The organism is Actinomadura rudentiformis (assembly GCF_008923185.1).
Classification (GTDB): Bacteria; Actinomycetota; Actinomycetes; order Streptosporangiales; family Streptosporangiaceae; genus Spirillospora; species Spirillospora rudentiformis.
The window spans coordinates 402,442-416,656 of the sequence record NZ_WBMT01000003.1; the positions used below are offsets into that span (position 1 = coordinate 402,442).

The window sequence follows — 14,215 nt, forward strand, 5'->3', positions numbered from 1 at the left end:
GGTGTCACGATCGCTCGGGCCGGAAGGTCTGGAGGATCTCGTCATACTGTCGCTGCCCGGGTGTCCAGCGGGAGTCCGGTGCGAAGAAGTAGAACTCATAGCCGGCCGTGCGGCTGCGCAGACCGTGCCGGTCCTTCTCCCAGGTGAACTCCCACTCCGCGCCGCCCTTCGAGAGCTCGGGCACGGGCTCCAGGCGCAGTCTCCGGTAGCCGGGGTACGACCGTTCGTTGACCTCCCTGCGTTCGGCCGACCGGAGCCCCTCCAGCGCGTCGCCGCGGACCGGAGAGATGCGCAGACCTTGCCGCCTGCCGGGGTCGCTCCACTGAACGCCCCCCGGCACCCGTTCGCGCTTCCAGCCGGACGGCACCTTCACCGAGTAGCCGTCTGACTCGTGGTACCTGACGCTCGTGGCCACCGGGACCCCGGAACCGGGCCGCAGCAACGCCAGGGCGGCGCTCTGGCCCACCGAGTTCCACCGCGCGGTCCAGGCGCCCATCGCGCCGACGAGCAAGGCCATGGTGGCCACACTGATGACCACGCCGATCCTCGGACGGTCGGCCACCGCCACCATCGCCAGTGCTCCGCGCCAGAACGAAGCCTCCTCGCTGGATCTCTCCGCCGCCCCGCCGGCCTTCGCGGCGGCCGCGGCCCCCGCGACCCCGGCCGCCTCCGCCGCCGCGGCGGCCGCCACGGCCCTCTCGGGCGCCGTCCCGGGTGTGCATCCGGAGAGCACGACGTCGGTCAACCGGCACGAGGTCTCGGCCAGCGAGAGCCTGTCATCGGCTTCCTGACGCAACAGGCCGTCGATCACCGGTGCGAGCGGTCCCGCGCGCGCGGGCGGTTCGTACTCCCCCATGAGCACCGCGACCATCGAGGCCAGCGCATGGCAGCGCAGGAAGGGGGAGCGGCCCTCGACGGCGGCGTAGAGCGTCGCGCCCAGCGACCACAGGTCGGACGCCTCGACGCTCGGTTCGCCCCGCACCCGTTCGGGTGACAGGTACGCGGGCGACCCCTCGATCCCGGCGACGATCGTGTCCGCGATCTCGCGACCCTCGTGCATGTGCACGGCCAGCCCGAAGTCGGTGAGCAGTACCCGGCCGTCCTCGCAGACGAGCACGTTGCTGGGCTTCACGTCGCGGTGCAGGATGCCGGCGCCGTGCGCGACACGCAGCACGCCGAGGACCGCCACGCCGATCTCGGCGGCGCGGTGCGGGGCGAGCGGACCGTCCTCGCTGAGGATCTGGTGCAACGACCGGGCCTCGAGGAACTCCATGACGATCCAGGGGCGGCCGTTCTCGATGACGATGTCGTGGACGGCCACCACGCCCGGGTGCCGCAGCGCCGCCGTGGCGCGGGCCTCCTCGATGAGACGGCGGCACAGCACGCGGCGCTCGCCGATGGTCCGGCGTTCGGGCAGGTGTACTTCCTTGATGGCCACGTCGCGGTCGAGCATCTCGTCATAGGCGCGCCAGACAGTTCCCATCCCTCCGCTGCCCATCACCGAGAGCATCCGATACCGCTGCGCGAGGGGTACCATCCGTTCTCTCCCCATGTGGTGGTTATGCGCCCGAGGCATCCCAAGCCACACTCGCCACGGCGGAATCATTTCTTGACCAATGTCCGGGTTAGCTCCAAAGCGTCGCTTTTCTTGCGCCTCCGACGCAATGTCCAACCTGTCCACGCAAGGCCGCCTGCAGGTACTTCGATCGCATACGTGTAGAAGGAGTAAAGAATCGTCGCTGCGGCGGCGGGCGCCGCGGGCACACCGAAATGCACGAGCAACGCGGCGGTGCCGGTCTCGCTGATGCCCGCCCCGCTCGGCGTGATGACGGCGGTGGTGAGCATCCGGTTGATGGCGAAGACGGCGACGACCTCGGCGAGGCCTATATCGGCCGTCACCGCGAAGAGACAACCTTTCAAAAGCAGTGCCTGCAACAGCAGGTAGGCCACCATGCCGGCGGTGAGGCCCCGCCAGCCGGTGCGCAGCACGCCGACGGTCTTGTGACGTACGTCGAGCATCGCGCCGTCCGCGCGTGACACCAGCCCGCGCAGCCGGAGGGGCAGTCGTCGCACGGCGCCGCGCAACCACCGGTCCACCGTGCGCGCAGCCACCTCGGAGCGGAGTGCGAGCACGAGCAGGACGACGATCCCGACCAGAGCGGCGGCGGCGAGCGCCACCATCACGGCCATCCGCCGGTCGGGCAGCTCACCCGCGATCAGGAGCGCCACCATGCCCACCGCCGGGAGCAGCAGCCGCGACAGGACGTTCCAGACGCCAGTGACGAGCGTGGACACCGCGATCGCCGCGTTACGGTGGCCCCAGCCGCGGGCCATGGCGAACGTGACGGCCACGCCGGCCGCGCCGCCGAAGGGGAGCAGGTTGCTCACCGCGCTGCCGACGGCGTTCAGCATGAACGCGTGCAGGTGGGTCAGGCCCGGCAGCGATGACGTGAGCACGAACGTGTAGGCCGAGAGCCCGCCCAGCCACAGCAGGGTCAGCAAAGCGATCTCAATGGTGCTGAGACCGCCGATCTCAGTGACGATCTCCTTCCAGTTCACCCCGACCACGTAGGGAAGGGCGATCAGGAGTGCCGCGGCGCCGAGGAGCGAGACGGCTGATAGAACGACTCTCGCCGGCCTGCTCAACCGTCGGCCACATCGCCGAACGCGGAGACGTTGGGCTCGGGCACCGGACGGGCGCCCTGCCGTGCCGCCGGCCAGGCCTGCAGCGGATGGCCGAGCACGGTTCCTTGTGACAGGTCCCGCCGTACGTACCACTCGGTGCCGAGTGCATGCCGGAACAGCGCCCGCGGCAGCTTGAGCAACGCCGCCAGGGTGCGGATCGAGTCGCCCCCCGTGGCCTGGGTCGCATGCGCCTCCATGGCGGCGCGCTTGGCCTCCGCGTACGCCGCGACCTTGACGCGATGCGTGATCTGGTAGCTCGGCACGTACGTGCTTTCGAAGCTCCGCACGTCCAGCGCGCGAGGCGCCAGCCGCAGCCGTGCGAGCGGGCGGAGGACGCGCAGCAGCAGATCACGGTCGACGGTCGCCTCCAGGACCACCGGTGTCTCGGCCAGCCGCGCCGCCTCGACGCCGACACGGTGCACCTGGACGTGGTCGGGATGTCCATAGCCCCCCGCCGGGTCGTACACGGTGAGAAGGTCCGCGCGTTCCTGGCGGAGCAGTTCGGCGAGCCGGGCAGCGGCCTCAGCCACGTTCGCACTCGCGAAGCCGCCCGGAGCGTTCCCGTCCAACCCGGAGTCCTGGTAGCCGAGGAACACCACTCTGGAGCAGCCAAGCGCGCGTGCCGACGCGTGCAGTTCGTCTGTACGGGCCTCCCCGAGCGAACGCCCGTCGCCGTCCTCCGCCGCGAGGCCCCTTTCTCCAGCGGTGGCGACCACAAGCACCGTGCGGTGCCCTTCGGCCGCCAGCCGGGCCATCGTTCCCGCCGTGAGAAGTGCCTCGTCATCGGGATGGGCGTGGAAGAAGACACAGGTCCGTCGCACGGAATCAGGATTCCCTGATCAACTTGAAGATCATGCCTGCGTTCGGTCAAACCTGAACCACCAGGACGGCGCGAGCCGTGTCCGGGGCCCGCCGCGACCAACACTTCGGTGGGGTGAGGATTCTCCACGTGAGCGACTGCTTCCTGCCACGGCTGGGCGGCATCGAAGTCCAGGTCGACGAGCTGTCCCGTGCGCAGCTCGCCGCCGACCACGACGTCTCGATCGCCACCGCGACGCCGTGCCGCACGGCCTTGCCGGAGGACGAGGCCTTCGCGGCCGGGAGTCCGTTCGCCGCCGGCCGGCCGTGCGCCGGGCGGCCGCCCGTGGATCGGCTCGTCGCGCCGATGCCCTGGGAGCTTCCGGTCGGCCGGTCGCTCCGGCCCGTACTGGAGGAGCGCAAGCCGGACGTCGTGCATGTTCACGCCGGTGCGGCCTCTCCGTTCGCCTGGCGGGCGGTCCCGCAGGCCAGGCGGGCCGCGGTGCCCGTCGTCCTCACCGTCCACAGCCTCTGGGGCCCGGTCAGCCGCAGCGTCTACCGCGGGCTGTTCGCGAGCTGGGCGCGGACCGCCGGCGGCCTGGTCGTGACCGCGGTGAGCGAGGCCGCCGCCGCGCCGATCCGCCAGGTCGTGGGCGGCAGGCTGCCCGTCCTGGTCGTGGCGAACGGGATCGACACGTCGCGCTGGCACGACTTCACGCACGCGCCGACGCGGCTCCGGACGGCCGGCGACGCGCTGCACGTGGTCGCGGTCGGCCGGCTGGCGCCGCGCAAAGAGCCGATGAACCTGCTTCGGCTGCTGCGCGATGTGGGCTCCGTCGTGCCGATCCGCGCGACGATCGTCGGTGACGGCCCGGCGCGCACCAGGATGGAGCGCTACCTGCGCCGCCACGGGATGTCCGGCTGGGTGCGGCTCACGGGGCGGCTGGACCGTTCCGCCGTACGGGTCGTCCTGGCCCAGGCCGACGTCTTCGTGGCACCGGCGGCACGCGAGTCGTTCGGACTGGCCGCGCTGGAGGCACGGCTCGCGGGCCTGCCGGTGATCGCGCAGACGGGCAGCGGCGTCGCCGACTTCGTGGAGTCCGGCCGGGAGGGACTCCTCGGCCGGACGTTCCCCGAGATGGCGGCGGCGCTGCTGCGGCTGGCCGATGACCACCGGCTGCGAAACCGGATCGCCGCGCACAACCGGGCCACCGAGCCCATGCGGTGCACATGGCCCGCCGTGCTGGAGGCCTTCGACGGGTGTTACGAGCTGGCGTCGGCGAAGACGCCCTTGGCCCACTTGTAGTCGGACTTGCCGACGGCGGTGCGCTGTACTTCGTCGACCAGATGGATCTGGCGCGGCAGTTTGTAGCCCGCCACACGCCCGCGCAGGTAGCCGGTGAGCTCGTTGAGCGTCGGGCTCGTTCCCGGGCGCGGCGCGATCACTGCGGCGACGCGCTGGCCGAAACGCTCGTCCGGCAGGCCCACGACGACCACGTCATAGACGTCGGGGTGGTCCTTGATCGCCACCTCGACCTCCTCGGGGTAGACCTTCTCGCCACCGGTGTTGATCACCAGGGAGCCGCGGCCGAGCAGCGTGATCGTCCCGTCCTCCTCCAGCATGGCGAAGTCGCCCGGGACCGACCAGCGGGTGCCCTCGGCGTCGGTGAAGAACGTGGTGGCCGTCTTCTCCGGGTCGTTGTAGTAGCCGATCGGGATGTGGCCGCGCCGGGCCAGCTTGCCGATCTCACCGGGAGCGACCGGCTTGAGGTCGTCGTCGAGCACGCTGACCTCGGGCTTCATCATGAACCGGGCCGTGCCTTCCTTACCGCCGACGGAAGGTCCGGTCGCGCCGGTCTCCGAGGCCCCGTAGTTGTCGAGGAACATGACGTTCGGCAGGTGGACCTTCAGGGCGTCCTTGACGCTCTCGGTGAGCGGCGCGCCTCCGGAGGCGATCGCGAAGAGCGAGGACGTGTCGTACGAGCCGTCGGCGAGTTCCTTGGCGACCGGCCGCGCCATCACGTCGCCGACCAGCATCATGACGTTCGCCTGCTCCTCCTCCAGGAGGTTCAGCGCCGTGGCCGGGTCGAAGGCGTGGTCGGTGTAGAGCACGACCTTGGCCCCGGTGAAGAGGCCCATGAACGCGACCCACTGGCCGGCGCCGTGCATGACGGGCGCGCAGTCGAGCACGGCCATCGGCGGCTGCTCGGCGTTCTTGGCGATGGCGTCGGGACTGTCGATCGGGTCGCCCAGGGCGTTCCCGCCGCCGAGGGCTCCGAAGAAGATGTCCTCACAGCGCCACTCGACGCCTTTGGGGTAGCCCGTGGTGCCGCCCGTGTACATGATGTAGCGGTCGTCGTTCGAACGTTCAGGAAAGTCGTCCCCTGGGGACGCCTCCGACAACGCCTTCTCGTACTCGACGGCGCCCGGGATCTCTGCCGTGGAGCCGTCCTCGATCACGATCACGTGCCGCAGCCGCGGCAGGTCACCCCTGATCTCCTCGACCTTGGCCAGCAGCGAGCGCTCCCCGATGAGCGCGACCGAGTCGGAGTCGGACAGGACATGGTGGAGCTCGGCGGCCACGTACCGGAAGTTCACCGGGATCGGGACCGCCCGGATCTTGAAGGCGCCGAGCATGCTCTCGATCCACTCGGCCCGGTTGTAGGCGAGGATCGCGACGTGCTCGTCCGGCTGGACTCCGGCGGCCGCCAGATGGTGGCCGACGCGGCTGGCCCGCTCGTTCAGTTCCCTGTAGGTGCGGCGTTCGCCCCCCGCCACCAGGGCGGGGCGGTCAGGGCCGGCCTCGGCCAGGATCTCGAGCAGGTCGGCCAGGTTGTAGCTTCGCGCCATGCCACTGCCTCGCGTTTCGGGGGGTGGGTGTGCAGTGCCCCGATCATCGTCACCCGGCCGATAAGGTTTCAATTATTGTTGACAACTGATCTAATGAGTTGGGTCACACGTCGTTGGTGACCCTTCGGGCGGCGCCTGCCGAGGCCGATCCAGCGTAATCAATGTGTCCTCTGTCACGCTGAGAGATCGAGGGCCCAAGTGGCCACCCCATGACCTGCCCGTGAATCCCCAGGTGAACCGGCCGCACGCGGGACCCGTATCACGGTATGTAAGCGCCGATTCCGGCCAGCGAGGATCGTTCTTACACGGCTCTTATCCGGGTACCGGCATGCTGTGCCGTAACGATTTCGTATCAGACGGGGGTAGTGGTGAGCGCAGGCGCTATGGCGTGGACGCCTCCGACATGGGAGGAGATCGTCAGCGAACACTCCACACGGGTGTTCCGGCTGGCGTACCGCCTCACGGGAAACCGGCACGACGCCGAAGACCTGACCCAGGACGTCTTCGTCCGGGTCTTCCGATCCTTGTCCTCCTACAGCCCCGGCACGTTCGAGGGCTGGCTGCACCGGATCACCACGAACCTGTTCCTCGACCGGGCCCGCCGCAAGGCACGGATCCGCTTCGACGCGCTGGGCGACGACGCCGCCGAACGCCTCCAGGGACGTGAGCCCAGCCCGGCGCAGGCCTACGACGAAAACCACCTGGACGCCGACATCCAGGCCGCGCTGGACGCCCTCGCACCCGAATACCGCGCCGCCGTCGTCCTGTGCGACATCGAGGGCCTCACCTACGAGGAGATCGCCGCGTCCCTCGGGGTCAAACTCGGCACCGTCCGCAGCCGCATCCACCGGGGCCGCGCCCAGCTCCGTGCCGCCCTGGAGCACCGCCGCCCGGCCCACGAGACGATCCCCGTCACCTGATCGAGCGAGACCGACGAACCTTGCCGGACGGCCGACCTTGCCAGGCCGCGTTCCGAGGACGAGTGTCATGAGAAGAACGGCACCCCTCTGGACGGGAGGCCGACCATGGCCTGGCCGATCTACGTGGCGCTCGGCGACCGGCTCGGCGCCGGCCCCAGCGGCAGACACAACGATCTCGACTGGCACGCGCGGCTGGCCCGGACGCTCGCGGAGCGGACCGGGCGCCCCTGCGCGCTGACCGACCTCAGCGCCGACCGGGCGACGGTGACGGAGATCATCGATGACCAGTTCCCCGCCGTTCCGGCGCGCCGGCCCGATCTGATCAGCCTCACCGCCGGCATGACCGACATCCTGGACCCGGAGTTCGAGGAGTCCCGGTTCAGCAGCGACCTGAAGTGGCTGTTCGACGGTCTCGCCGCGATGTCGGCCACACTGATCACCTGCACCCTCCCCGACATCGCCGAACGGCTCCACATACCGTCGGTGCTCGTCCCCATGGTCCAGGACCGGGTTCGCCTTGCCGGTGAGGCGATCCGGGCCGAGGCGGCGGCGCACGGCGCGCTGTGCGTCGACGCGTGGGCGCTGCCAGGCATGGCCGACCCCGCCAACTACAGCGAGGACCGGCCACACCTCAACTCGCGCGGCCATCAACTGCTGGCCGACAACTTCGCGGACCTGATGACGGGTTAGGGCGCGTCACTCATTGCCACAGACGTCCTTCGCCCAGCGGTAGTCGGCCTTGCCTGCGGGAGAGCGCTTGACCTCGTCCACGATCTGGATGTCGCGCGGGACCTTGTATCCGGCGAGCGTCTTGCGGCAGTGCGCGATCAGTTCCTCGACCGGGACCGTCTCGTTCAATGAGACGACGGCGGCCACGCGTGATCCCAGCCGCTCATCCTGCACACCGACCACGAGCGCGTCGTAAACGGCCGGATGCGATTTGAGCGTCGCCTCGACCTCTTCCACGAAGACCTTCTCGCCGCCGGTGTTGATGACGAGCGAACCCCGGCCGAGCAGCAGGATCGCCCCGTCCTCGTCCATCCGCGCCATGTCACCCTGCAGCGCCCAGCGGGTGCCCTCCTCGTCGAGGACGAAGGTCTTGGCGGTCTTGTCCGCGTCGTTCCAGTAACCCAGCGGGATCCGTCCCGTGCGGGCCACGACGCCGATCTCGTCCGAGCCGGGAGGTATCCGCCGCAGGGAGGCGTCCAGCACGGCCACGTTCCCGTCGCGCGGCATGAAGCGCGGCGACCCGTCCGCCGCCGGCTCGACCGCCTGGCTGAACGCACCGGTCTCCGAGCCGCCGAACGCGTCGAGGATCATCATCAGGGACGGGACGGCCTCCTGCAGCCTGGCCTTGACGTCGGGCGACGTGACCGACCCGCCGGTGGCGATGACGAGGAGGGACGAGAGGTCATAGGCCCCCGGCTCGGTCGCCAGAAGGTCGGCGATCGGCCGGGCCATCGCGTCCCCGACCAGCAGCAGCACCTGCGCCTTCTCGGCCGCGGCGACCGACAACACCCGTTCCGGTGCGAACCTGCGTTCCGACCACAACACGACCGTCGATCCCGCCGTGAGCGAGGCCCACGCCACCCACATGCCCGCGCCGTGCATCATGGGCGCGCACACCATTGTCGTGAGGCCGCCGTCCTTGGCCTTGCCGGCGAGTTCCTCAGGGGTGGAGACCGGATCGCCGAGCATGTTCCCACCACCCATGGCGGCGATGAAGATGTCCTCACAGCGCCACATGACGCCCTTGGGCATGCCGGTCGTTCCGCCGGTGTAGAGAAGGTAGAGGTCGTCACTCGACCGTTCGGCGAAGTCACGCGCGGCTGAGGCACCCGCCAGCGCCTCCTCGTACGCGACCGCGTCCGGCACCTCGTCGCCCGACCCGTCCTCGATCACCACGACATGGCGCAGATCCGCCAGCTTGCCCCTGGCCTCGCCCAGGCGGGCGATGAGCGAGCGCTCGCCCACCAGCGCAACCGAGTTCGAGTCCGCGATCACATAGGCCAGCTCATCCGCCGTGTAGCGGTAGTTGACGTTGACCGGCACCGCACGGATCTTCCAGACCGCGATCTGCGTCTCCAGCCACTCGGCCCGGTTGTAGGCGAGGATCGAGACATGATCGCCAGGCCCCACGCCCGCCGCGGCCAGGTGATGGGCCACCCGGTTGGCACGCTCATCGAGCTCCCGATAGGTCAGCCGCACCTCGCCCGCCACGAGCGCGAGCTTGCCGGGCACCGAATCGGCCACGATCTCGAACAGGTCGGCCAGGTTGAAGCTGCGAGACATCCGTCCTCCGGGGCGCCGCTCATGGGACTCGACAGACAGAAACATACAATCTGGACTGTTTATTAGACAGGTCTAGCGTTGCGCCTATCGACCAGAGCAGGCAACCACGTGACCCGTCAGGAGATGTGGCGGTGTCAGGAGATGTGGCCCTCGGCCATCAGGCGGAGGCGGGACTTTGTTCTCAGCCAGCGTTCGCGGGTGCGTTCGGGCGAGGTCGGGTGCACGAACTGCAGGAGCCGCAGGCCGCGGATGGTCTCCAGCATGAGGTAGAGATCGCCGCGGAACTCGGCGTCGTCCACACGGTCGCCCATCAGGCGGCGACCCAGATCGAGGATGCCCGCGGTGACCGTGCGCTCCAGCGAGGCGACGTGGGTGCGCAGCTCGGGATCGGTACGGGCCGCGATCCACAGCTCCATGGAGGCGTCGAAGAGGGGTCCCTGGTGGACCTCCCAGACCAGGTCGAGGGCCTCGCCGATCCCGTCCTCGGCGGCCCGAAGCCGGCCGAGGTCCTGCTCGATGAACTGGTCGGCGCGCTTGCGGGCCAGATGCTCCACGGCAGCGAGAACCAGGTCGTTCTTGGTCGGGAAGTGGTGCACCTGCGCGCCGCGGGAGACCCCGGCCCGTTCGACCACACGGGTGGTGGTGGTGCCGTGGTAACCGTGCTCCACCAGGCAGTCGATCGTGGCGTCGAGCAGGGCCTTGCGGGTTGCCGCGGTGCGTTCCTCCTGCGTACGCCGCGTCTGCGTGGACATGCCGGAAGTGTAACCAGCAAACAAACAGTACGCGCTGTATGTAGGTACCGGTCCCCAGCGCTTGACAATCGATTGAAGTCTCAACTAATCTCGGACCCGTTGGTTGAAACTTCAAGAACTACGGAGACACCCATGAGCCTCGCCACCGTTGCCAAGGAACTGACCGTCGGCACCTGGAACATCGACCCCGCCCACTCCGAGGTGACCTTCACCATCCGCCACCTCATGACCAAGGTACGCGGCAGCTTCACCGAGTTCTCCGGCGCCGTCGAGATCGCCGAGAACCCCGCCGACTCCAAGGCCACCGCCGAGATCAAGCTCGCGTCCATCGACACCCGCAACGCCGACCGCGACGCCCACGTGCGTACGGCCGACGTGCTCGACGTCGAGAACCACCCCACGATGACGTTCGTCACCAAGGGTGTGCGCGCCGAGGGCGGGGACTACCTCGTCGACGGCGAGCTGACGATCAAGGACGTCACCAAGCCCGTCACCCTGGAGCTGGAGTTCCACGGCGTCGGCGAGGACCCGTGGGGCGGCACCCGCGCCGGCTTCTCCGCCCAGACCACCATCAACCGCAAGGACTGGGGCATCGAGTTCAACGTCCCGCTGAAGGGTGACAAGGCCCTGCTCGGCGACAAGGTCGACATCCAGCTCGAAGTCCAGGCTGTGCGCGCCTGACCAGCGCACCTGCCAGCGCACCTGAACAGCGCGTCTCGAAAGGGCCGTCCACACCCTGTGGACGGCCCTTCGCGTTCAGCCCAGGGGGAGCCGGAGCACGAAGCGCGCTCCGCGCGGGGAGTCTTCAAGGTCGAGAAGGCCGCCGTGCGCCTGCGCAATCTCGCGGGCGATGGCCAGGCCCAGGCCGGTACCGCCGGCACCGCGGCTGCGGGCGCTGTCCAGGCGGGTGAAGCGTTCGAAGATGCGTTCGCGGTCGCCGGGGTCGATGCCGGCGCCATCGTCGGTGACCGTGAGGACGGCCTCGGACGCCTCGGCGGCCACCTCGATCTCGACGCGTTTGTCCGCGTACCGCTCGGCGTTGTCGAGCAGGTTGCCCAGGAGACGGACCAGCTGCATGCGTACGCCGCGCACTTTCGCCTCCGGGTCCAGGCGGGTGCAGACGAGCAGGCTCGAACCGCGCTGGCGGACCTCGGCGCCGACGAGGGCGGCCAGATCGATCTCCTCATGGGCGGTGATGCCGCCGGTGCCGATGCGGGCGAGGAGCAGGAGATCGGTGACGATCGACTCCAGCCGGTCGGTGTCGCGCAGAGCGGACCGGACCGCGTCGTTCAGGTCGGTGTCGTCGGGATGCATCGCGGCGTCCTCGAGGTTGGCGCGCAGCCCGGCGATGGGCGTCCGGAGCTCGTGCGAGGCGTCCGAGGCGAACTGGCGCTGCCGTTCCACCGCGCGTTCGAGCCGGTCCAGCGTCTGGTTGGCGGTCCGGGCCAGCTCGGCGATCTCCCCGTCGCCGGCGGGTTCCGGCACCCGGCGGGACAGGTCGCTGCCGCTGATCTCGGCCAGCTGGGCGCGGATCGCCTCGACCGGGCGGAGGGTACGGCCCACGATCCGCCAGGTGATCCAGGCCGAGAGGGTGGACAGGATCAGCACGGCGACGCCGAGCAGCACTTCGAGGAGCCCCGAGACGATGAACCCGGGCATCGGCGTCCCGGCGTAGACCACCACCGAGTCGGGCGCGGTCGTGACCCGGATGGCCTCGATCATCATGCAGCCGTCGTCGTCGCACTCGATCCAGTCATGAACACGTTCCTGTACCGGCGGCCACCGGGTGCTCAACGGCGGGAGACCGGAGGCGGCGGGGGTCGAGTCCAGCACGCGGCCGCCCGGACCGACGACCTGGATCAGGATGCGGCCGCCCGAGTCGTCCGGAATCGGGCTGGTCAGCGTCCCGTCACGCACGCTGGCGCTGGCGCGGCGGGCGGCGAGCTGTGTCTCCTGGAGGATGCGCGCCTCTGTGCCGCTCCGGATGCCCAGATCGACCGCGACGGCGACCCCGCCGAAGACCAGCAGGGCGAGGACTGCGGCGACAAGGGTGTCCCGCGCCCTGATCGACCGGGGCCGCAGCCGCATCCATCCCCCTGCTCCGCGCACGTGTCCTCGCGTTGGTGCCTGGCGACGACGCCCTGTCGGCCGCAGCCAATCACAGAGTGTCACGAACGCTGGTCCCGCGCCGGACCCATGACACAAGGTACCCGCCAGTACACACTTCGGGACGACCGCAAACCGCCCTTGGGTTTCACCTGGCCCCTGGCGGGACATCCGTTTTGTAGTAGTTCACCCGGATCGTAGGGGACGGACCATGGGCAGGGATGTATCGGCCGTCGCCATCAGTGGTGAGGATCGGCGGCGCTATCGCGACAAGGTGCGGCGCTGCCTGGATGTCCTGGCCCGCATGCTGAGCGAGTCGCAGTTCGAGTTCGAGCGACCGCACATCGGGCTGGAGATCGAGCTCAACCTGGTGGACGGGTTGGGCGATCCGCTGATGCGCAACGACGACGTGCTGAAGGCGATCGCGGATCCGGCCTGGGCCACCGAGCTCGGCCAGTTCAATCTTGAGATCAACATCCCGCCCCGGGAACTGGGCGGGGAGGGCACCGGCGAACTGGAGACCGAGGTGCGCGAGCACCTCAACCACGCGGACGGAGCGGCCCGCGAGGTCGGTGCCTCGCTGGCGATGATCGGCATCCTGCCGACGCTGCGCCGTTCGGACATCGGCGAGGAGACGCTCTCGTCGAACACACGGTACAAACTCCTCAACGAGCAGATCTTCGCGGCACGCGGCGAGGAACTGCACATCGACATCAACGGCCCCGAGCCGTTGAGCATGCACGCCGACAACATCACGCCCGAGGCCGCGTGCACCAGCGTGCAGTTCCACCTCCAGGTCAGCCCCGACCACTTCGGCGCGCACTGGAACGCAGCCCAGGCCATCGCCGGGCCCCAGGTGGCCATGGCCGCCAACTCTCCGTTCCTCTTCGGTCACCGGCTGTGGCACGAGACCCGCATCACGCTGTTCGAGCAGGCCACCGACACCCGGCCGGACGAGCTCAAGGCGCAGGGTGTGCGCCCACGGGTGTGGTTCGGCGAACGCTGGATCACCTCGGTCTTCGATCTCTTCGAGGAGAACACCCGCTACTTCCCCGCGCTGCTGCCGCTGTGCGACGAGGAAGATCCCTTGGAGACCCTGCAGGAAGGCCGCATCCCGGAGCTGGGCGAGCTCTCGCTGCACAACGGCACGGTCTACCGCTGGAACCGTCCCATCTACGCCGTGGTGAACGGCCGTCCGCACCTGCGCATCGAGAACCGCGTGCTCCCGGCGGGCCCGACGGTGGCCGACATCGTGGCCAACGGCGCGTTCTACTACGGCGTCCTGCGCATGCTCGCCGAGGAGGAACGCCCCGTGTGGAGCCGGATGTCGTTCGCGACCGCGGCCGACAACCTGCACCGCGCGGCCCGCGACGGGATGGATGCGACCCTTTACTGGCCCGGCCTGGGCGACGTGCCCGCCGCCGAGCTGGTGCTCCGGCGCCTGCTGCCGCTGGCGTACGAGGGACTGGACCGCTGGGGCGTCGAGCCGGCCCGCCGCGACCGGCTCATGGGCATCATCGAGCGGCGGTGCATCACCGGCCGCACCGGTGCGGCGTGGCAGATCGAGACCGTGCAGGCGATCGAGGACTCGTTCGGCACCGAACGGCATGAGGCCCTCCGCCTGATGACCCGCAGCTACATCGAGCGCATGAACACCAACGAGCCCGTCCACACCTGGACCCCCGGCCCCTAGGCCGCGCGCCTGAGGGGCTGATCTTCACAGATTCGCCACAATTCGCTCCCAAAGCACCCACGACGCCCGCCTAAAGTCGGGCCGTGGCAGAGAAGGCACAGCCTGTAGGCAGGCAGCGC

General features: G+C 69.5%; 12 protein-coding genes. 5 read left to right on the forward strand and 7 right to left on the reverse strand.

The window, feature by feature from the left end; genetic code table 11:
- Positions 1-4: 4 nt before the first annotated feature.
- From F8566_RS08455 to F8566_RS08465, 3 genes are read right to left on the reverse strand one after another with little or no spacing between them, the layout of a single operon-like run.
- The gene (locus F8566_RS08455) at positions 5-1,606 is read right to left on the reverse strand and encodes a serine/threonine-protein kinase (RefSeq protein WP_151559369.1); all 1,602 of its coding nucleotides are present in this window, start codon (positions 1,604-1,606) and stop codon (positions 5-7) included.
- On the reverse strand, positions 1,603-2,646 hold the full coding sequence (locus tag F8566_RS08460; RefSeq protein WP_151559370.1) for a lysylphosphatidylglycerol synthase domain-containing protein: 1,044 nt from the start codon (positions 2,644-2,646) through the stop codon (positions 1,603-1,605). The genes F8566_RS08455 and F8566_RS08460 overlap by 4 nt, the downstream gene beginning before the upstream one ends.
- Positions 2,643-3,506, reverse strand: a complete 864-nt coding sequence (locus F8566_RS08465; protein WP_151559371.1) for a PIG-L deacetylase family protein — start codon at positions 3,504-3,506, stop codon at positions 2,643-2,645. Before F8566_RS08465 ends, F8566_RS08460 begins: the two co-directional genes overlap by 4 nt.
- Before the next feature lie 128 nt (positions 3,507-3,634).
- Here F8566_RS08465 and F8566_RS08470 point away from each other — a divergent pair, with 128 nt between their 5' ends.
- The gene (locus F8566_RS08470) at positions 3,635-4,789 is read left to right on the forward strand and encodes a glycosyltransferase family 4 protein (RefSeq protein WP_225992963.1); all 1,155 of its coding nucleotides are present in this window, start codon (positions 3,635-3,637) and stop codon (positions 4,787-4,789) included.
- On the opposite strand, the gene F8566_RS08475 is transcribed toward F8566_RS08470, so the two are convergent.
- Complete coding sequence (locus F8566_RS08475; protein ID WP_151559373.1) at positions 4,747-6,333, reverse strand: acyl-CoA synthetase; 1,587 nt, start codon at positions 6,331-6,333, stop codon at positions 4,747-4,749. The two genes, F8566_RS08470 and F8566_RS08475, sit on opposite strands and share 43 nt — an antisense overlap.
- A gap of 383 nt (positions 6,334-6,716) precedes the next feature.
- On the opposite strand from F8566_RS08475, the gene sigE reads away from it, so the two are divergent.
- Positions 6,717-7,253, forward strand: a complete 537-nt coding sequence (gene sigE, locus F8566_RS08480; protein ID WP_151559526.1) for an RNA polymerase sigma factor SigE — start codon at positions 6,717-6,719, stop codon at positions 7,251-7,253.
- A 105-nt stretch (positions 7,254-7,358) separates the two neighbouring features.
- The gene (locus tag F8566_RS08485; protein ID WP_151559374.1) at positions 7,359-7,943 is read left to right on the forward strand and encodes a GDSL-type esterase/lipase family protein; all 585 of its coding nucleotides are present in this window, start codon (positions 7,359-7,361) and stop codon (positions 7,941-7,943) included.
- Positions 7,944-7,949: 6 nt separating this feature from the next.
- On the opposite strand, the gene F8566_RS08490 is transcribed toward F8566_RS08485, so the two are convergent.
- Together F8566_RS08490 and F8566_RS08495 are read right to left on the reverse strand one after the other, a co-directional pair.
- Positions 7,950-9,545: an acyl-CoA synthetase gene (locus F8566_RS08490; RefSeq protein ID WP_151559375.1), complete on the reverse strand. Its 1,596-nt coding sequence runs from the start codon at positions 9,543-9,545 to the stop codon at positions 7,950-7,952.
- A 134-nt stretch (positions 9,546-9,679) separates the two neighbouring features.
- Positions 9,680-10,297 carry a TetR/AcrR family transcriptional regulator gene (locus tag F8566_RS08495; RefSeq protein ID WP_151559376.1) on the reverse strand — a complete coding sequence of 206 codons (618 nt, stop codon included), beginning with the start codon at positions 10,295-10,297 and terminating at the stop codon, positions 9,680-9,682.
- Positions 10,298-10,429: 132 nt separating this feature from the next.
- On the opposite strand from F8566_RS08495, the gene F8566_RS08500 reads away from it, so the two are divergent.
- Positions 10,430-10,978, forward strand: coding sequence for a YceI family protein (locus tag F8566_RS08500; RefSeq protein WP_151559377.1), 549 nt, complete (start codon positions 10,430-10,432; stop codon positions 10,976-10,978).
- A gap of 75 nt (positions 10,979-11,053) precedes the next feature.
- Here the strand turns inward: F8566_RS08500 and F8566_RS08505 are convergent, their stop codons facing one another.
- Entirely contained in the window at positions 11,054-12,385 is a 1,332-nt protein-coding gene (locus tag F8566_RS08505; protein ID WP_151559378.1) for a sensor histidine kinase, read from the reverse strand.
- Positions 12,386-12,614: 229 nt separating this feature from the next.
- Between F8566_RS08505 and F8566_RS08510 the strand changes: the two genes are divergently transcribed.
- Positions 12,615-14,096, forward strand: coding sequence for a glutamate--cysteine ligase (locus F8566_RS08510; protein WP_151559379.1), 1,482 nt, complete (start codon positions 12,615-12,617; stop codon positions 14,094-14,096).
- Positions 14,097-14,215: the final 119 nt, after the last annotated feature.